Consider the following 20,639-nt stretch of genomic DNA (forward strand, 5'->3'; position numbering starts at 1 on the left):
AAAGCTACTTCAGCAGTGATTTTGGCATTGCCCTGAAGAAATCGTCCATCAGCTGGCCACCCGAATCAAGGCGGGCCCGGCTGCCTTGGTGATACTGGGAGGACACCTGATTGCCATTGAGGTATTGGCCGCTTAAGATCAGGTGCTCGCCACGGACACGGATGATGGATTGCTTCATACCGGCATGATGAGGAAGAATTGCCGCGGCGGATTCGACCATGCCATCACAGGGTCCCATCACGGGGCCGCTTGACGAAGCCTTCTTGGTGAGGAAGTTGTTGTAAGGATCATGGGCCGGCCAGCCGTCGGGGCCATCCGGTATAACCACAAAGTTAATCACGTGAATACTGCGTTTGACAGCAGCGGGAAACTTCGCGTCAGGAGCCGCCCAGCGGTCGTAGGCGATGGATGCCACATCGAGCATCGAGGCGCGTGGGCAACGGCTTTTTGCGTTTAAAATACCACGGGCGCCCCACGCCAACGGGTCTTTCCCCGTCGCGACCCAACGGGCAAACAATGAACCCCTGATCACGCCCGCAAAGTTGACCCACAATCTGATTTTTTTCAAATCATGCACGGGGATGTCACGCGATTTCCCGAGCCAGAAATGGACAATATCTGTCGAACCGCGCGAAAAGCCTAACAAGACCGCCTTGTCGACGTGAGGCAGGATCTCCTTGAGCTCCGCCGCGATCACCGAGGCATTTTCCTGCGCCGTTTTCCGATGAGTGCCGGCAATGACCTTGGCCCGGAAACCTAACTGGCACATGTGCACGGAGGCTTTCTGGATGATTGGACCAGCCCTGCCCCCTTCTTCATCGAGACCTAACACAAAAAAGACCCCTATCCGTTTCCTCTGCTCCATCGGGATCGTGTGTAACGAGTCAGGAAAAACAAGTGCCTTGTCGCTGTTGGCCGCCATCATCCGGGATTCAAGCAATCCGCCGGACTCATCCCGCTGCGCCAGGGCTTTTGCCATGCGGTCCCTCGCCTGCACCCGACCATGGTCTACTACCCACTTGCGCGACTGATAGAGCAGGTCACGCTGATCCTCCCGGGGCTTCTCCGCAGTGGCATCCCAAGGAGTCGACGCCATGGGAGCACAACCACCCCATAACAGCATACTGGCCACCGTGGCCGAACACGTGCTCGCTTGCAAAGACGCACTCATAACTTATCCCCCTACCCGTTCCAAGACATACATACACGATCCAGCACGGATTGCACCTAAAAACGTCAAAGCCTGGCCCTGGTGGTAGGAGTCGGCCTAGGCAGTCCTCCTGTTTGTGGTCAGCACGGTGCTGTGGGGTCAAGGTGCAACTGGTTGTGGTATAGGTGATTTGATCTCATCGGAAAACTGCACCATTCCGGCAGGGTTAGAAGTTTGTCGTCTTGGGTCAAAGTAGGCAAACAAGTAGGATCTACCATCTTTCTTAATACGGAGGGAATTGTAGTAGAACTGTTTCTTAACTCCATTAAGTGCCACTAATCTAGCTCTCAGGATGGTCCTCGCCTCTTTGTTCACCGTGGGTTTTAATTTGAGTGAGTCAAGGGGCTTCACGGTAACAGTATTCATCTTGTTGTCCGCCATAAAGTCCACTTCTATACGATAAGGTGTGCCGTTGAATACGAGCAGAGAACCGATGGGTAATTGCTCAGGGCTTGTGTCGAATGATTTCGTAACCGGAGTTTTCCATCCTTCGAGCTGGTTGTATTTATTAACCAAGGCTACCAGCATATGGGATTGGTGTTCACCTACCGGTGACGACACATATTTCACCAACTCTTGCTCCCCACCCTTGTCTCCAGAGCTTTGTCTAAGATACACATCAAGCCGCTGACGATGAGTGATAATACTTTCCTTGCTGCACGCATTCAAAGTAAGTGGCGAAATCGAAAACCGCTCTCCCGTATCATGGTCTTTGTTAGGCATATAAACTAACGAGGGAAGATACTCGAACTTCTTCCCCATGATTTCAGTAGGTACACCAGCCGGTATGATTTCCTCGATGGTGTCGCCATCGGGAGTTTTGATTTTGATAACCTTGGCTTCCTTACTGCGATCAAATTTTGCCAAGCGACGATGGCCAAGAGCCACGAACCTGACATTCAGAAGCTTCTTTTTCGTGCTCCGCTCCGTAGTGGGTTCACTTTCCTGCGCTCGCAAAATGCCCGCATCGATAACAAACAAGCAGGATAAACAGGTAATAATAATCGGGTTAATGGATACTTTACTCACAACAATAGCTAATTGGTTCAATTCCGAACGAGTCACCGATGAAGCATCAGTTAATGCGATCCATTTCATCGTTGGCCAACCAACGGAAGGATTCGATCACAAAACGTCTCCCATGCTCCTTGTTTACGGCAGATGTCAGGTCATCATACCTTGTAGTGGCATCATCAGCCCGCGCATCAACATATTCTGATGTGCGCTGGACAATAGCCTCGCAATACGCGCGGGCCGTCACATTCCCTTTTGCGTCCTGAGCTTCCCCATAAGCTCGGATACGGAATGAATCTGAACGAGCCGTCAAGTTCGCACCAATGCTTTCAAGAATCTTACCCTGGGTCAGGTGAGCTGGAGCATTGGCAAAACGCTCAGTTGGAGCATTCGCGGTATTGATCCTCTCAGCAGTGAATGCCGGGGCAACATATGAAGACGCTGACGTAACCTGGAAATCTTGAAGGCCCGCGTTTAAAGCGGATTTGCGAACAGCCACCTCAAGGGCACCAGCATAACTCAGAAGATCTTTTTCTGACTGTCCTGAAACATCAGGGGCAGCCTTCTCGTCGATGTCCGCCGTCATCAACCGCCGGTTGACGAAATCTGACAACGAAATGAAGGGGGCACGTCGTTTTACCTGTGCCACAATTTCTTTGGCTAACAAATCAATTTCGCTACTTGTAAGCTGCCTGTATCCTGACCATAGCTCGCTATCCAAAGATGTTGTCGAGGTAAGGCCATCACCCGTTGGCTGGGAACTGCCGGGGAACGGCACGGCCTTCTCACCCGTATTGCCACTTGCAATATCCATTCCCATATTCATCGAAAGTAGCGATTTCCACGCGATAGCACTCGTCGAATTTACGGAGTGATGATTGTGCATCCGTAAAAAACGAGCGATGTTATCAGCCTTGGACAAGGATGGGGTGGACAGGTCAAGTCCTGGATCATTGGCAACCTCCATCCGGGGGTTTGGCAAGGATCCACGCTCTCGATAGGAGCTGAGCAATCCGTTTTCAGGTATTGTTGAGAAAAAATATTGATCCCAAAGTGCATGGTTCGTCTCGAAACGATAGTCGTAAGCCGAATAATGGTTAGAAGGGTCGTATTCATCCTGCCACCAGGTGGCATACTGAGGGACTCTGGATTGTTTAAGCCCCTGCCACCAATGAGTCGTGTATTCGTTGACAGACAGGGCACTGCTGTCGCGGGGAGCGGTTACGGGCACCAGGCTTTCTCCTATGATATAGCTGGGCGCACTGAATTCATGTGTGAGCGACGCTTGACGCAGCTGCGCCAATGAGAATGTCTCCATGTTCGGCAAAGGCACATCGAACAAGACATATCGAAGGGTAGACGAACTGCTTGAATCCATAAATGGAGACGTTTCTGAAACCCCTCTCACGTAACGAGGCAGGGTGAACGGGTCGAGATACCCAGGCTGTTCTTGGTCATCACTGGCAAAAGGGCCGAAAGAGTATTCATGTAGAACTGTTGGATTGGCAAATATCCAGTCCCAGGGAGTGCGGCGATAAAAAGGAGAACGCATGTTAGCCATTTCCAGGAGGGGGTAATGCCAGAAGCCCTGTGGGACATTGGTCATGTTCTCGGCTGTTTCATTGAATGCTTTGAGGCGGATGCCCAATTTGGTTCGATTGTCTGGCGGCACAGTATTTGCCGTATTGATTTTCAAGACCGGTAACCAGGGGCGGTTGATATCATGCCATCGACCCTCATTTCCGCGAATCCAGTTATGAATATCCAGCGTGTGGACGATGGGGAAATTGGGATTTTCTTCTGAACCTGCAATGACCCCAGCATAGTTAGTTGATCCATTGGCAATACGTAGGCGTGCAGAGGTCGATTCCTCATACCCGATGTGGTAACCGTTTTCCCAATAACGTAGAAATTTATATTGCAAACTATTAGCCGTATCTGCGGCAGGCCCGCTCATATTGACGTAAAAGCAATTCAAGTCGCTGATATCGGCACTGGCTGACAAACGATTTGATTGGATATTTCCATCCCGTAATTGCAGTTTTTGAGTCTGGGTATTGGCCGGTGTGAATACCAGTGACTGCCCTGGCTCCATCGCCACCGGATCAAGATAGAAAAACATATAGCTCGGACGCGAACGTGCACCATCATTTGGCAGAGCACTTCCCCAGTAAGGGCTTGTGTAAGCGTATTCATCATTCGAACCATCGCCATTATTGTCATCATCAACCTGTATTTTCATATAGCTCCGCTGATTGATTTGGACAAAATAACCGGTGGTATCAAGTGTCACGTTGTATGGGTTCCACAACGTCACCCTTGGGTAGATCAGCAGGGAAACATTCGAAGGTGATGAGGGATCGATGACTGGCCGGGCAAAAACACTGTATTCGGCAATAACGGGATGAACACCATGTTTCACGACCATGGTAGGGTCAGGGTAGTCATTGGACGCCCCCCCGCCATACTTGGCGGTTCTCGGTGCCATGGAACGATTGGATCCAGCCAATCGACCCAGTTGCATGTAATCGCGCAGGGCACCAAACTTCGGTGAAAACTGCACAAATCGCTCGTGTGTTAGCAAGGGGTCAGAGTCCTTTAGTATAGTACCTTTGCTGCCTACCAGGGAACCCTCACCGGCTTCGGAGGTCGATCTGAAGTATGGCGTGAGATCCGTTTTAAAGCCTCCCGTCAAAGTATTGACGATCAGCGCTTTGTTGGATCGGGTGAACTCTTGATCATTATCATGAAGGAACTTTCGGGCATCGCCATTGGTGGAGCCATCAGGATTAATGGATGCCGTGCCATAGCTAAGATAACGAGAGTCCAGACCTTCGTTCTCTATTATAACATCCTCGGAAATCTCGGCAAGCGCCTGCTGGGTTTCGGTGAGGTTGCCGTATGGTCGTTTGGTCCCAGTGTAGAGGTTTCCATACCCCCCGTTTTGAGGGTTGTCGACCGAGGGGAGCTCCGTGACGTGTTTATTATGCTGGATAATCGGAGCCATTACCCCCAGATCGCTCACATGGTAGGCATAGCCACCTTTGGATGTACCTGCTCCCTGGCTATTGGACGCGACTAAAGGAGCTAGAATCCCGGCACCATCTTTAAAGCCGATAACCACTGCATCTTTTCCAGCAGTAAGTTGAATGGTTCTCGGATCAAAAGATTTGTCTTCTGACCCACTGATCAACCACGAAAAGACATTTTCCCGATGATCCATGAATTCAGGATCTGTAGGGTTTCTTCTGTCGGCATGCGCACCATTAGGTTTTTGATAAATGATAGGATTTCGGTCTGAAGTCACCGTAGACCATGATCCCACAGTATGAGGCAAAGCAACTCCGTCGATTTCCAAAGTATCGGGGAACTCGTCAAAAATACTCGCATTAGCGGTAACCCTCTGATCCGGTCCTGCTGATTTCTGGAGCTGGCCAATCGCAATCATCAAGGCCAGGCGGGCATTTGCCTGGGCTGTATAGCCTGATCGTTGGAATTCTGCGCCTGCCTCACCTCAATGGTTGTTAGGCTCAGCATGGCCAGAGCTATCAGAATGAGGAGGCTCATCACTGATACCGTGGCAATCAGGGCAAATCCGCGCTGCCCATACTTCTTTGACCGGCATGGACAGGTCTGAGGCTCTCGTCGTTGTGTGTTCATGGATGTGTGTTGGTCGTTGTGCGGAAATGGATTCATCTGAAAATTATTGATCTCCTGCCAAGGATCACGTATTACATTATCCCGTATCGACGACAAAAACAACCAATTTTTACATTGTAACAACATTGACGGTCGCTGAGAAGAATTGACGCATTTATGATGATGGATCGCAATAAGGTATCTCTACAATGCAAGTATTCAATGTATCTTATCATATATAGCGACAATTCCGGGATTGGTTGTAAATTATACGTATTTTTCCAATCGCGTATCATTCAAATAGGTCTAAGTTACGCGCATGGAAACTCTTTCACTGCTGGGTGTGGCACTCGGATTCGCTACCTTGTCCGGGATCAACCTCTATTTGACGACCTTCCTGGCCGGGCTGGCGGTGAGGTTTAACTGGATCAATCTTGCGGAGAAATACGAAAGTCTGGATGTTCTGGCGAATCCCTGGATCATTGGTATTGCGGGTGTGTTGTTTCTTCTTGAGTTCTTTGCTGACAAGATACCTTGGATTGACAGCAGTTGGGATGCCATTCACACATTGATTCGCCCGGTTGGCGGCACCTTGCTCGCGCTGGCGGCTCTCGGGGAAATGGATCCGGTTGTCTCGGTGATTGCAGCCCTGCTGAGTGGCAGCACAACGCTTGTTACCCACGCGACCAAGGCCGGTGGCCGGCTACTGATCAACATGTCACCGGAGCCTGTGTCCAATGCCGTGGCCAGCCTGGGGGAGGATGGCCTGGTTCTGGGGGGGCTGGGATTGATGGCCGTTGCTCCTGTGGTATCGTTTTTTGTCTTTCTCGCCATCGTGCTCCTTGCCGTCTGGCTCTCCCGCAGGACTTGGGGGATCATCAGGAAAGGTCTGACCGCCCTCAAACGACGTCTTCAGGGAGGCACCATGGAAGATGCCGCGAATTAATGGCAAATGAACCCGAGAGTTCGTAACATCCATGCTTTCCAAGCACGCCCCGGTAAGCTAAAGACATGCCCAACCCCGAAGGAGGGGCTGATATACGACGCATGTTTGTGCTAAAAAAACTATTCCAGTTGCGTGACAAGACGCATGAAGACGAGGAGAAGCCCTTCCTGGAGCATCTCGAAGACCTGCGTGTGGTGATTACACGTATTGTCCTGACCTTGGTCATCGCCATGGGTTTTTGTTTTGTTTTCCGCAACGAACTGATGGAAATCATCCGCCGCCCCGTCGAACAGGTGTGGCAGGTCAGCCAGAAGGATAAAATGCCCGAGGGGCCGGTTGAGATCGACCTCGACACCTGGGAGCTCGCCAAGAAAGCGGACCGTGATGTTGCCGGCTTTACACCCGAGCAACAGGAATATTATTACAATCACGTCGATCCAGACAACAAACACAAGCTCAAGTTCCACTCCGAGAGTGTGCGCTATTACCGTGCCGCGATTGATATGGAAAACTCTGACAAGTCCGGAACCCGATTCATTGAAAAATTTCCAGGCATTGACCAGGACATGCGCAAACAGCTCCTTGCCCTCATGGAAGATGGCAAACGACCTGATGCCGCAGTCGATTCGCGAGGCAAGCTGGTGCTGATGCAGGCACTGAATCCAACCGAGGGGTTTATGCTCTCGATCAAACTCTCCCTCTTCGCGGGGGTCGTCATTTCCTTCCCGCTGCTGCTGTTTTTCACCCTGCAGTTTATTTTGCCCGGGTTGAAACAAAACGAGAAAAAAGCCCTCTGGCCGGCCATGGCGATCGGCTTCGGCCTGTTCCTGGCAGGTGTTCTGTTTTCCTACTTCTTCGTGCTGCCGAAGGTGCTCGATTTCTTCTATACTTATAGTCAGGAAATGGGCGTCACCAACGAGTGGCGAATCGGTTACTACATCTCGTTTGCGACGCAGTTCACCCTGATCTTCGGTGTGGCATTCGAGCTGCCCGTGGTGGTGATGACCATGGTCAAACTGGGCATCCTCAACTACGAGATCATGCGCAATACCCGTTCGTATGCCATCCTCGCCATCGTGGTGATAGCCGCGCTCATCACACCGACTCCGGACGTAGCCACCCTCGCCTTCCTGGCGGTTCCGATGATTATCCTCTACGAGATATGTATCTGGCTGTCGTACTTCCATAACAGGAAAGAACGTGAGGCCGAACTCAAGGAACAGGAGGAGCTGCGCCAGAAACTCCTGGCGGCCCCAGCGTACTCGACCAGCCGGGAAGATACGGATGATCATGACGATACGGAGTATGATGATTATTATCCGGACACCAGCAACTACGATGACTACCACGCGGATCACAGCGGCGACGAGGGGGATGAATCGGATACCGGCACTTACGACTTCAGTGAGCACGAGTTAGAGCAGGCCTACGAACACGAAAGCTATCGTCCCACCGACTCCTACGAACCACCGGAGGATGATTTCGACACGGGTTCAGATCCATCGGATGAGACGGAACAAGACGAAAAACCCAAGGATGGCTCGGGCTCAAAAGACAGCACTGACCAAACCTGAACACTGAACACTTCCAACTGAATTCCACCATGCACTCAATGACAGGATTTGGTCGTGCCGAGCACGCCACCAGCACCATCGCCGCCCGAGTCGAGGCGTCATCAGTCAACCGGAAACAAGGTGAGGTCGTTGTCCAGCTTCCCCGCGCCTACGCCGAGCTGGAAGCAGGTATCCGTAAGGCCGCCATGCAAAGGCTCTCCCGTGGTCGGGTCAGTATCAGCATCCAACTGGAAAAACCCGAGGGTGCCACCAGTTCCATCCGCATCAACGCATCGCGGGCCCGCGCACTGGAAGCTGCCTTCACTGAACTGTCCCATGCCATCGACCGTCCCGTGCAAGCAAGCTCCACCGATTTTCTGAGAACTCCGGAAATCCTCGATTTCGATGATGACCCCGCCGATCCCGATGATGCTTTGAAGGCGATCACCCCGGCACTTGAAGGAGCATTGGATCAAATGATCGCCATGCGGGCAAACGAGGGACAGCACCTCCATGACGACATCGAAAGCCGGGTCACGATTCTGGAAACCATTGCCCATGAAATCGTTTCCCACGCCCCCTCGGTTTTGACCCGCTACCGCGAAAACCTACACCGGAGGTTGACCGAATCCGGCCTCGAAATTGATATTGATGACGACCGCGTGCTCAAGGAAATAGGTCTCTTCGCCGACCGCTGTGACATCACCGAGGAGGTGACCCGTCTCCGTTCCCACTTTGAAAAATTCCGCGAATACCTCGCGCTTGACGAACCTGTGGGACGCCCTCTTGACTTCCTCTGCCAGGAGATCAACCGTGAGTTCAATACGATAGGCTCCAAAGCCAACGACGCCATACTCGCCCAGCTGATTGTGAATGCCAAAACCGAGCTCGAAAAAATCCGCGAGCAAGTCCAGAACGTCGAGTAAGAAGGGAGCGTAGGCGTCCTCGCCCACCATCAATCCAAGCACGCCCCCCCCAGGACAATCATTCATTCTTCAATCATCCACTTATTCATTCCAAGTGTCCTTCCTCGATCCAGCCCAAACATCGCTGAAAATTTGCGGCGTCACCATTGCCAAGGACGCGGAGCGTTTGATCGAGCTGGGTGTGGAAGCACTGGGGGTCAATTTCTGGTCACAATCAAAACGCTACATCAACCCGGAAATTGCAGCTTCCTTCCTGAAATCATCCAAGGGGAAAATCATCCGTGTCGGGGTCTTTGTCAATGCCTTCCCTGACATCCCGCGGCAACTACTGGAGGATGACTTGATCGACATTGCCCAGTTCCACGGAGATGAATCACCGGAGTATTGCGCCCCCTTTGCCGATGCCTCATTACCTTTTATCAAGGCAATTGGTGTAAAGAACAAGAATTCGTTAGAGAAAATCACCGACTACCGGGCCACTGCCATCTTGTTAGACACCCCTGCCCCGGGTGTTTATGGTGGCACGGGTGAAAAATTCGATTGGACACACGCACAAACCTTCATCACCGAGCATCCGGAGACCCCCATCCTGTTGGCCGGTGGTATCAATCCCGACAATGCCGCCGATGCCATCCGACAAGTCCACCCCGCAGCACTCGACATCGCCTCCGGCGCCGAACTTTCCCCGGGCATCAAGGACTTCAAAAAAGTTCAAGCCCTCCTGGCTGCCACCCGACTCCCGATTCCCGACTCCTGCCCCCCATGAACCTCATCTACATCTTCCTCGGCGGTGGACTTGGTGCCCTTTCCCGGTTCGGACTGTCTTCAGGCATTCAGTCGCTTGCAGAACACACCCGGCTGCACCGGTTCCCGATAGGTATTTTCGCCTGCAACCTCCTCGGCAGCTTTCTCATCGGCTGCCTCTTTGGATACATCGCTTCCAAGGGGAACGAACATCCCACCTGGCTTCATCCACTGGCCGTCACCGGTTTCCTTGGTGCATTCACTACCTTTTCAACCTTCGCTCTCGACACCCATAAACTGTTTTCCGCATCCCCCGCCCTGGCCATGCTCAACATCATCGCCTCCGTCATCGGCACCCTGCTCGCAGTTTGGCTGGGTTTTAAGCTCTGTGGCCAGTAAGCAGAGCCAGCTCGACATCTACCGCCAATGAAAACAACATAACAACCGCACGTTAGAACACGGAAAACCACCGGTTTTCACGCCCAGGCAGTTGTTGGGATAAAAGCTGGCACGGCAGTTGCTTATACAGGCGTAAGATGCACTCTGATAAGCTAAACGTATTCTCCGTCAAAGACCCGAGCATTCGAACCTTACATTTTACCTGGATCGCCTTCTTCCTCACTTTCCTAGTATGGTTTAACCACGCCCCCCTCGGAGCTGCGATCGTGGAGACATTTGATCTCTCCAAAGCCCAGTGGAAGGCACTATTGCTCCTCAATGTTGCTCTTACCATACCCGCCCGGATCATCATTGGTATACTCGTTGATAAGTTCGGACCACGGGTGACCTATACTTTCCTGATGGTTGCTTCCGGGGTGCTCTGTGCATTTTTCGCACTCGCACAAAGCTACGAACAGCTTGCTATGGCTCGCTTTCTGATGGGCTTTGTCGGTGCCGGTTTTGTCATTGGCATACGGATGGTCGGCGAGTGGTTTCCGGCTAAAAAAGTGGGCCTTGCAGAAGGTATCTACGGTGGCTGGGGCAACTTCGGTTCGGCTGCCGCTGCATTCAGTCTACCGTCACTTGCCCTCATCTATGGAGGCGAAAATGGGTGGCGCTACGCCCTGCTGACCACAGCCGCCATTATTTTTGTCTATGGCTTTATCTATTCTCGCTCTGTCCGGGACACCCCCAAAGGATCAACTTACTTCAAACCCAAAAAAACGGGTGGACTTGAGGTCAGCAGCAAAAGGGATTTCGTTTTCCTCCTGCTGATGACCATCCCGATGTATCTCGCACTGGCATTGCTCGCATGGAAACTTTCTCCGAGTGGCGTCAATCTCTTGAGTCAACCTACCGTCTACATCATCTATGGCTTCTTGGTCGTCCTCTATGCCTTTCAAACGTCACAGATCCATCGAGTCAACAAGGACATGCTGAAGGACGGAACTCCTGAGCTGTTTAGATATAAATTCAAGCAGGTTGCCATTCTCGACATCAACTACTTTGTCACCTTCGGCTCGGAGCTTGCCGTCGTCTCCATGCTCCCCATGTTCTTTATGGAGACATTCTCACTCAGCCCCGTGGTTGCTGGTTTAATGGCATCAGGTTTTGCCTTTATGAACCTAGCAGCCCGCCCAGCGGGTGGTCTCATCAGTGATAAAATCGGCCGTCGTAAAAGCATGCTCATTTTCATGTTAGGACTCGCTGCCGGCTACCTGCTTTTAAGTCAGATTTCCGGGACATGGCCACTCGCCGTCGCCGTGATCGCAACCATGGCCTGCTCGTTTTTTGTCCAGTCGGGCGAGGGCGCTGTGTTTGCCATGGTGCCACTGATCCAACGCCGCATGACTGGCCAGATCGCAGGTATGGCCGGAGCTTATGGCAATGTGGGTGCCGTGGTATTCCTAACCATCTTCTCATTCGTTGACGCCTCCACGTTCTTTCTGATCATCGCAGGATCCAGTACCGTATCATTCATCGCTACACTCTTTCTCGAAGAGCCCCACGGCCATACAGCTGAAGTCATGGAAGACGGCAGCGTTGAGTTCATTGAAGTTGCATAAGCCCACTAACACAAAACATCATGGTCACCTCAAAAATCAAAGAACGCATTGTTGTCATCGGCAATGGCATGGTCGGATACAAATTCTGTGAACGCCTTGCTGACAAAGATACCACCAAGGCATTCCAAATTGTTACATTCTGTGAAGAACCCAGAATCGCCTACGACCGCGTACACCTCTCGGATTACTTTGCTGGAAAATCGGCAGAAGACCTCAGTATGGCGGCCCTTGATTGGTACCAAGAGCGAGAGATCGAAATTCATGTTGGCGACAAAATCGTGTCCATCAACCGCGCGGCAAAAACAGTAACCTCCGCCAAGGGGCTTACAGTTGGCTACGACAAAATCGTCATGGCTACCGGCTCCGATGCCTTTGTCCCCCCTGTTCCCGGTGTCAATAAAGATGGGGTCTTCGTTTACCGAACCATTGAGGATCTGGAAGCGATCACTGCTTACGCCAAGCAAAGCAAGCGGTGTGCTGTGATTGGCGGCGGTCTGCTAGGTCTCGAAGCCGCCAAGGCCGCCCAGGATCTCGGTCTCAAAACTGAAGTTGTCGAGTTCGCTCCCCGACTGATGGCTCGCCAGGTCGACGCGGCAGGTGGCGCGATGCTCAAGGCGCTTATCGAGGAACGCAATATTGGTGTCAACCTCAGTAAAAACACCACCAATATCGCTGGTGACGACAAGGTCACTGCGATGGAGTTTGCCGATGGTACCACCCTGGACGTTGATATGATCATCGTTTCCGCCGGCATCAAACCCCGTGATGAACTCGCCCGTGATGCAGGCCTCGCCGTAGGCGGTCGTGGCGGCATCCAGGTGGACAAGCAGCTACTCACCACCGACCCCGACATCTATGCCATTGGGGAGTGTGCGCTGTTCAACGGCATGATCTACGGCCTCGTCGCCCCTGGCTATCAGATGGCGGATGTTGTCAGTGATCAAGTGCTGGGTAGATCAAACACATTTGAAGGTGCCGACATGTCGACCAAGCTCAAACTGTTAGGAACCGATGTCGCCAGCTTTGGTCAGATTGAAACCGGCGAGGGCGATGATTCCCGGGAAATTGTGATCAACGACCCCGTTGGCAAACATTACAAAAAACTGGTCATTTCCGCAGATGGCAAAAAACTGCTCGGCGGAATTCTGGTTGGCGATGCCTCGGCATACGGTGGTCTGCTGCAGATGTACCACAACGAGCTGGTCCTGCCACCCGAGCCGGTACGTCTGATCCTTCCTGCTGGTGAGGATGGCGGTGGCGCGGCCATGGGCCCAGCGGATATCCCGAGCTCAGCTCAGATCTGTTCTTGTGAGGCAGTCACCAAAGGTGAGCTTTGCAAGGCGATCGACAACGGAGCATGCACCGTTGGCGATTTAAAAGCCTGCACGAAAGCGGGAACCGGATGCGGCGGCTGCGTTCCTTTGATGACCGACATTCTCAAAGCCAAGCTCATGGAGAATGGAGTGACTGTCAACAATCACTTGTGCGAGCACTTTGAGCTATCACGCACGGAGTTATATCAAGTGGTCAGGGCAACCGGCATCAAAACCTTCGATGAGCTGATTTCCAAACACGGCAAGGGACTCGGTTGCGAGATTTGTAAGCCCGCTGCCGCCTCGATCCTCGCCTCGGTCTGGAACGAGCCGATCCTTAAACATGCTCCCTTGCAGGACAGTAACGACGTCTACCTCGCAAACATCCAGCAGGATGGCACCTACTCGGTGATTCCCCGTATCCCGGGTGGTGAAATCACACCGGACAAACTGATCGTGATCGGCCAGGTGGCCAAAAAATACAATCTCTACATGAAACTGACCGGTGGCCAGCGGATCGATTTACTCGGTGCGCGGGTGCATCAGTTGCCGGAAATCTGGAAAGAGCTGGTGGACGCGGGTTTCGAGTCCGGCCACGCCTACGGCAAGGCACTGCGCACGGTGAAGTCATGTGTCGGCTCGACCTGGTGCCGTTTCGGAGTGCAGGACAGCACCACCCTGGCCATTGATCTGGAGGAACGCTACCGCGGGATTCGCTCACCCCACAAACTCAAGTCCGCGGTGAGCGGTTGTGCACGCGAATGTGCCGAAGCCAGAAGCAAGGATTTCGGTATCATTGCCACGGAAAAAGGATGGAACCTCTACGTCTGTGGTAACGGTGGTATGAACCCGCGCCACGCCGACTTGTTTGCCACGGATATTGACCGGGAGACGCTGGTCAGATACATTGATCGATTCCTGATGTATTACATCAAGACAGCCGATCGCCTGGAGCGGACGTCGACCTGGATGACCAAGCTCGAAGGAGGTCTGAAGCACCTTCAGGATGTGGTGATCAATGACTCCCTGGGAATTGCCGACGAGCTTGAAGAGCAAATGCAGCACCTGATCGATACTTACGAGTGTGAATGGAAAAACGCCATCAACGATCCGGAAAAGCTGAAGCGCTTCCGCCACTTCGTGAACTCCGACGACGAGGATGACACCGTGGTTTTCAAACAAGAGAGAAACCAAATCAGGCCCGCCACCGACGAGGAGCGTGCCGCATGTAGCACGTGCACCTGTTCAGCCAGCTAATCTAACAACCAAAACAATCATGAGTAACTCCTGGAACAAAGTCGGGTCCATCTCAGACTTCCCTGCCGACCTCGGAAGCTGTGTCAAAGTAAACGAGCAGCAAATCGCCGTATTCCGCATCGCAGAAAACGGCAGCCCTGAGAAATGGTATGCGGTGCAGAATTTAAACCCATACAATCAGCGTATGGTCCTGTCCCGTGGCATTGTCGGATGCACCGGCGCCGGACACAAGGTGACATGCCCGCTGCATAAAACCCCGTTCTCCCTCAAGGACGGAAAACACCTCGGTGAGGGTGATGTCAGTGATCTGAAAACCTATCCGCTCAGGGTGGAAAACAACGAGGTCTTTCTGCAAGTCGACTGAACCGCACTGAAGCTGTTTTGACATGCGGCCACCCGGTGCTATGACTGATGCCGTGCACTTCCAGAATACCATGGCGATCAGCGTCGGTCAGTCGACCGAAGCAGGTGCCAAACCAGTCAATGAAGACTGCGTGGGAGTGCGCATACCTGAAGGCAGCCTGCTAGCCACCAAAGGCATTGCCGCAGTCATTGCCGATGGTGTCAGTGCAGCCAGCGCGGGCCTGGAAGCTGCGGAAATGTGCGTCCAGGGCTTTCTCGCCGATTACTACAGCACGCCAGAATCGTGGCAGGTAAAAACATCCGGTCATCGCATCGTCGGCGCTCTCAACTCATGGCTCACTAGCCAGAGCCGGAGCCAGTTTCGGGATGAACACAAAGGATACGTCTCCACCTTCACCGCCGTGGTTTTCAAGTCACGCAGCGCACACATTTTCCATGTTGGTGACACCCGCATAGCACGGCTCAGGCAAGGTGGCTTCGAACGCCTGACAACCGACCACTCAAGCCGCATTTCCGAAGATACCTGTTACCTAACCCGGGCCATGGGACTGGGGATGGAACTCAAGGTCGATTATCGAAAAGCTTCTCTCGAAGTGGGTGATGTCTACATCCTAACAACTGACGGCGTGCATGACTTTGTTCATGCCGATGAAATTACGAAAACCATCGTAGATAATTCTGACGATCTGGATACGGCAGCCGAAACCATCGTCGGTCGAGCATTGGCTAACGGGAGCGGCGACAACCTCAGCTGTGTCATCATCCGCGTGGACGCGCTCCCGGACGGCGACCAGGATGAAGTGCATCGGCGGCTCAAGGCACGCCCCTTCCCTCCCGACCTTGACCCGGGCATGACAATCGACGGATTGCGTATTGAAAGTGTTCTGAGTGCCAGCAAGAGCAGCCAGCTCTACCTGGTCAGGGACCAGGAAACCAAGCAGCAGATGGTGATGAAAACCCCCTCGGTCAATTTCCAGGATGACCCCGCTTATATCGAACGTTTCCTCATGGAGGAATGGATCGGTCGCCGTGTTGACCACCCCCATCTGGTCAAACTGATTCGAGGAAGCAAAACGCCAAAGTTTCTGTATTTCCTCATTGAGCACGTCAAAGGAGCCAGTCTCGGATCTTGGATTCAGAATCACGCCAAGCGTCCGGATACCCAGGAAGTGGTGCGAATCATCCGTGAAGTCACTGAAGGAGTCAGGGCCCTGCACCGGAAAGAGACCCTCCATCAGGATATCAAACCCGATAACATCATGCTCGATGAAAAGGGCCGCGTCAAACTGATCGATTATGGCTCATGCCAGGTGGCGTCCATCCGGGAAATAGAGGTCCCCTATGATCGTCAATCCGCTCTTGGCACGGTTGATTTCAGCGCCCCTGAATACAGGTTGCACATCAAGCCCACCACCAAGGCCGACCAGTTTTCCATCGCCATGCTCGCTTACCACATGCTGACGGGTGGCAAAGAGCCATACGGACCCAAGTGGGAAAAGGCATCGAGCCTCCGTGACTTTAGCGCGCTGACATACACCCCGAGTTTTAAACACCAGCCCATGGTCCCCTACTGGATGGATGGAGCATTAAAAAAAGCCCTCAGTCTGCGTCCGGAAAACCGCTACGACACCCTGTCCGAATTTGTCCACGACCTGGAACAGCCGAACCCCCGGTTCATCGAGACCCGCAACCTTCCTCTACTTGAACGAGACCCGGTTCGTTTCTGGAAATGGACATCACTGGTGCTGCTGGTCGCTCTGGTCGTCGCCCTGCTCTGGCGCTGATTCAACCCACTCTGGCACGCTGTATGCTAAACAGAGACGTAGTGCCCGTCTCCACGCCTAATTTGATCGATCAATTTCTCAGTCGCCAGCAGTCGCTGACCGCTGTGGAGAGGTTCAGCCAAAAACACGAGCGCGAAGAAGTCCCGGTCCAGGAAAAGTATTATCGCGACCTCATTCCGCTCGGACTTCCCGCCGAAGGTGAACAATTTTCCTTTGAAGTCGATCTCGATAAATGCACCGCGTGCAAGGCTTGTGTTGTCGCCTGCCATAGTCTGAACGGACTCGATGAAACCGAGTCGTGGCGCGATGTGGGTATGCTTACGGGTGGCACCACGGCCGCACCTGCACAGCAGACGGTCACCTCTGCTTGCCACCACTGTATTGATCCGGCATGCATGAACGGATGCCCGACCCTCGCCTACGAAAAAGATGTTGCAACGGGTATAGTGCGCCATCTGGACGACCAGTGTATCGGCTGCCAATACTGCATTCTCAAATGCCCCTACGATGTGCCCAAATACAACGAGGCACTCGGAATCGTTCGCAAGTGCGACATGTGTTACGACCGCTTAAAAGCAGGCGAAGCTCCCGCCTGTGTCCAGTCATGTCCGTCAGCAGCCATCTCCATTAAGGTGGTTAAAAAGGAAGCGTCCGCAACCACCCCACAGATGATCGCAGGTGCATTCAACTCTGAATACACCAAACCGACAACCACGTTCCGAAGCAGCAGGAACCTTCCTGAAAATCTTGTCGCAGCCGACCAGCAGTCGCTCAAACCCGAGCATGGTCATAGCCCTCTTGTTTGGATGCTTACGCTCACACAGACCGGCGCGGGTCTGTTCACCATCCTTGCTCTGTTACTGCTCACCGCTCCATCTGTTAGCCTGCCCACCCTGCTAGCCATCGCCTTCAGCGGGCTTGCCGTCACGGTGATCGGGATCGGCTCAAGCATCTGCCACCTGGGCAACCCCAAAGGGGCTTGGCGGGCATTTCTCGGACTCAGGAAATCCTGGTTGAGTCGGGAAATTGTGATCTTCGGCGCCTGGCCACCCATGGCGATTTTAGTCTGCGGCATGTTATGGTTCGACTTCACAGCGCTGTTGCCCGCCGTCGCGCTGGCCTGCTGCCTGATTGGTCTGTTCGGTGTTTTCTGTTCGGTAATGGTCTACGCCGACACCCATCGTGACTTCTGGCGTATCGACCGCAGCCTGGCCCGTTTTTATGGAACAGCCCTCTTGGCAGGTTCGAGTATCAGCATCGCCATCACCGCGTATCTCGAACCATCGCCCCCCGGATTTTTATGGGGTCTGTTTGGGCTGGGATTGATTGCTAAAACGGCAATCGAAATCAGCTCACTCCTGCCTGCCAGGCATGGTGATTGGTCGTATGCCAAAAAGAGTGCATTACTCCAGCTGGGTCCACTCCATCAAACCCTCACCACGCGCTGGCTGCTGCTTGTGTTAGGGGCCGCCATGTTGTTGCTCAACCCGATCGTAGCATCGCTCCTCATCCTGTCAGGTGAGTGGTTGGCGCGGTCTCTTTTCTTCCGTGCTGTAGCCGCCCCCAAAATGCCAGGTAACCCCTCCTCGCCGACATCATGAAGGACATCATCAAAAAAGCCATCCCGCCTATGCGCGCCTGGAGTGGTGCCAAGACCGAGGAGTTGGTCCGCGCTCCGGGGGGATTCGGCCTTGGCCAGGTGCCACGCAAACAGAAACCCGATGCTACCACCAATTTGGTCTGCGGCTTCTGCGCCACGGGCTGCGGGCTGAACATCCACCTCAAAGCAGGCCAGGCGGTCAACCTGACCCCCTCGACCCATTACCCGGTCAACCTCGGCATGGCGTGCCCCAAGGGCTGGGAAGCCCTCACTCCTCTGACCGCTGATGATCGCGCAACCACCCCGATGATCCGGCGCGAACGCGGCGGCGCATTGGAAGCTGTCGGCTGGCAACAAGCCATGGACTATTTCTGTAAAAAGGTAAACAAGGTCCAAAAAGAACACGGCAGGGAATCGATGGCGTTTATCAGCACCGGGCAAATCTGTGTCGAGGAAATGACACTGCTCGGAAGCCTGGCAAAGTTCGGCATGGGAATGGTTCACGGCGATGGCAATACGCGCCAGTGCATGGCGACGGCCGTCACCGCCTACAAACAAAGCTTCGGCTTCGACGCGCCGCCCTACACCTACCAGGACTTTGAAGAATCCGATGTCATCGTCCTCGTTGGCTCCAACCTCTGCATCGCCCACCCCATCATGTGGCAGCGTGTTCTGCGCAATCCTAACAGCCCGGAAATCATTGTCATCGATCCTCGCAAAACGGAAACCGCCGTTGCCGCCACCCAGCATTACCCGATCCAACCCAAGTCCGACCTGGTCTTTTTTTACGGCATTGCACACATCCTGATAGACAAGGGATGGATCGACCACGACTTCATCGACCAGAGCACCACCGAGTTCGAAGCCTTTGCCAGTCACGTCCATGAATTCACTCCCGAGGTCGCGAGCAAACTCAGCGGTATTCCCAAGGATGACCTGCACCGGCTGGCCAAGACGATCCACGAAGGAAAGCGTGTTTCCTTCTGGTGGACGATGGGTGTCAACCAAGGATACGAGGCCACCCGCACGGCACAAGCCATCATTAACCTGGCCTTGATGACCGGCAATATCGGACGACCCGGAACCGGGGCGAACTCGATTACCGGTCAATGCAATGCGATGGGCTCACGCCTGTTCAGCAACACAACCAACCTGCTAGGTGGTCACGATTTCACCAACCCCGCCCATCGTAAAAAGATCGCGGAAATCCTCGATATTCCGCTGCAGAATATCCCCGACCAGAATAGCTGGGCCTACGACCAGATTATCCAAGGCATTGAAGACGGCAAGATCAAGGGGCTTTGGATGATTGCCACCAATGGCGCCCACTCATGGATTCATCAAAAGCGCTTTACCAAGTTACTTGAGCAACTCGACTTCCTTGTTGTCCAGGACATGTATCACAGCACCGAGTCGGCTCAACATGCGGATCTCATCCTGCCGGCTGCCGCATGGGCGGAGAAAGACGGCACGTTTATTAACTCCGAGCGCAGGATAGGTCTGGTCAAACAGGTTTCCCGCGCACCCGGTTTGGCGTTAGCCGATTTCCATATTTTTCGTCTGATCGCCAACGCATGGGGCTGTGCGGAACTATTCAAGGAATGGACCGACCCCGAGGCCGTTTTCCAAATCCTCAAAAGGTTGAGCAAAGACCAGCCGTGTGACATTACCGGAATCGAGGATTACAGGATGATCGACCACGCGGGAGGCATCCAGTGGCCATACACGGACAAGGAAAAACACGCATCGATCGTCAACAGCCAGAGACGACTGTTTGAAGACGGTAAGTTCTATCATCCCAACCAAAAGGCGACCTTCATCTTCGACCTGCCGCGCAACAACCCTGAACCCGTGGATGACCAGTTTCCCTTTCTACTCCTAACAGGCCGGGGAACCTCGGCTCAGTGGCATACGCAGACGCGGACCAAAAAATCCGCTGTTCTACGCAAACTTCATCCCGAATCCATCTACGCTGAGATCAATCCTCTGGACGCCAAACGGCTCGGACTCGACGCGCACAGCAGGATGAGGATCTCATCACGCCGTGGCAGCATCACCGCAACACCATGGATTACACCCACGGTGCAGGCGGGGCAAATTTTTCTACCGATGCATTACGCGGAGACCAATTTGCTCACGCATGGCTCGGTCGACCCGCACTCCCGCCAGCCCAATTACAAATCGTGTGCCGTCAGCCTGGGCATCGCTTGATGACAAAGGTCCCGGATTTTTCCAGTTTGGCTTGGCTTTAAGCTCTGTGGCCAGTAAGCTGACTCATCCCGAC

At 53.4% G+C, this 20,639-nt stretch carries 15 protein-coding genes; 11 read left to right on the forward strand and 4 right to left on the reverse strand.

Features of this window, described 5'->3' with window-relative positions; all coding sequences use genetic code 11:
• Positions 1-4: 4 nt before the first annotated feature.
• The 4 genes from H7A51_04475 to H7A51_04490 form a co-directional block, all read right to left on the reverse strand.
• Positions 5-1,096: a hypothetical protein gene (locus H7A51_04475; GenBank protein ID MCP5535475.1), complete on the reverse strand. Its 1,092-nt coding sequence runs from the start codon at positions 1,094-1,096 to the stop codon at positions 5-7.
• 213 nt (positions 1,097-1,309) lie between these two features.
• Complete coding sequence (locus tag H7A51_04480) at positions 1,310-2,308, reverse strand: hypothetical protein (GenBank protein MCP5535476.1); 999 nt, start codon at positions 2,306-2,308, stop codon at positions 1,310-1,312.
• The gene (locus H7A51_04485; GenBank protein MCP5535477.1) at positions 2,286-5,672 is read right to left on the reverse strand and encodes a hypothetical protein; all 3,387 of its coding nucleotides are present in this window, start codon (positions 5,670-5,672) and stop codon (positions 2,286-2,288) included. The genes H7A51_04480 and H7A51_04485 overlap by 23 nt, the downstream gene beginning before the upstream one ends.
• Complete coding sequence (locus tag H7A51_04490) at positions 5,672-5,884, reverse strand: hypothetical protein (GenBank protein ID MCP5535478.1); 213 nt, start codon at positions 5,882-5,884, stop codon at positions 5,672-5,674. The genes H7A51_04485 and H7A51_04490 overlap by 1 nt, the downstream gene beginning before the upstream one ends.
• A gap of 298 nt (positions 5,885-6,182) precedes the next feature.
• Between H7A51_04490 and H7A51_04495 the strand changes: the two genes are divergently transcribed.
• The 11 genes from H7A51_04495 to H7A51_04545 all read left to right on the forward strand — a co-directional run bounded on the left by H7A51_04495 (position 6,183) and on the right by H7A51_04545 (position 20,566).
• Complete coding sequence (locus tag H7A51_04495; GenBank protein MCP5535479.1) at positions 6,183-6,809, forward strand: DUF4126 domain-containing protein; 627 nt, start codon at positions 6,183-6,185, stop codon at positions 6,807-6,809.
• Between the two features lie 65 nt (positions 6,810-6,874).
• Positions 6,875-8,383 (forward strand): twin-arginine translocase subunit TatC, encoded by a 1,509-nt coding sequence (gene tatC / locus H7A51_04500; protein ID MCP5535480.1) that lies wholly within the window; start codon positions 6,875-6,877, stop codon positions 8,381-8,383.
• A gap of 29 nt (positions 8,384-8,412) precedes the next feature.
• A complete protein-coding gene (locus H7A51_04505) occupies positions 8,413-9,288 on the forward strand; it encodes a YicC family protein (protein MCP5535481.1) in 876 nt (291 codons plus the stop codon).
• Between the two features lie 94 nt (positions 9,289-9,382).
• A complete protein-coding gene (locus tag H7A51_04510; GenBank protein MCP5535482.1) occupies positions 9,383-10,054 on the forward strand; it encodes a phosphoribosylanthranilate isomerase in 672 nt (223 codons plus the stop codon).
• On the forward strand, positions 10,051-10,431 hold the full coding sequence (gene crcB / locus H7A51_04515; GenBank protein ID MCP5535483.1) for a fluoride efflux transporter CrcB: 381 nt from the start codon (positions 10,051-10,053) through the stop codon (positions 10,429-10,431). Before H7A51_04510 ends, crcB begins: the two co-directional genes overlap by 4 nt.
• Positions 10,432-10,568: 137 nt before the next feature.
• The gene (locus H7A51_04520; protein ID MCP5535484.1) at positions 10,569-12,038 is read left to right on the forward strand and encodes a NarK family nitrate/nitrite MFS transporter; all 1,470 of its coding nucleotides are present in this window, start codon (positions 10,569-10,571) and stop codon (positions 12,036-12,038) included.
• 20 nt (positions 12,039-12,058) lie between these two features.
• Positions 12,059-14,608 (forward strand): nitrite reductase large subunit, encoded by a 2,550-nt coding sequence (gene nirB / locus H7A51_04525; GenBank protein MCP5535485.1) that lies wholly within the window; start codon positions 12,059-12,061, stop codon positions 14,606-14,608.
• A 19-nt stretch (positions 14,609-14,627) separates the two neighbouring features.
• Positions 14,628-14,972: a nitrite reductase small subunit NirD gene (gene nirD / locus H7A51_04530; GenBank protein ID MCP5535486.1), complete on the forward strand. Its 345-nt coding sequence runs from the start codon at positions 14,628-14,630 to the stop codon at positions 14,970-14,972.
• A 52-nt stretch (positions 14,973-15,024) separates the two neighbouring features.
• Positions 15,025-16,755 carry a bifunctional protein-serine/threonine kinase/phosphatase gene (locus H7A51_04535; GenBank protein MCP5535487.1) on the forward strand — a complete coding sequence of 577 codons (1,731 nt, stop codon included), beginning with the start codon at positions 15,025-15,027 and terminating at the stop codon, positions 16,753-16,755.
• A 23-nt stretch (positions 16,756-16,778) separates the two neighbouring features.
• Complete coding sequence (locus tag H7A51_04540) at positions 16,779-18,356, forward strand: dimethyl sulfoxide reductase anchor subunit (protein ID MCP5535488.1); 1,578 nt, start codon at positions 16,779-16,781, stop codon at positions 18,354-18,356.
• On the forward strand, positions 18,353-20,566 hold the full coding sequence (locus H7A51_04545; GenBank protein ID MCP5535489.1) for a molybdopterin-dependent oxidoreductase: 2,214 nt from the start codon (positions 18,353-18,355) through the stop codon (positions 20,564-20,566). The genes H7A51_04540 and H7A51_04545 overlap by 4 nt, the downstream gene beginning before the upstream one ends.
• Positions 20,567-20,639 lie beyond the last annotated feature (73 nt).

The organism is Akkermansiaceae bacterium (genome assembly GCA_024233115.1).
Taxonomy (GTDB): Bacteria; Verrucomicrobiota; Verrucomicrobiia; order Verrucomicrobiales; family Akkermansiaceae; genus Oceaniferula.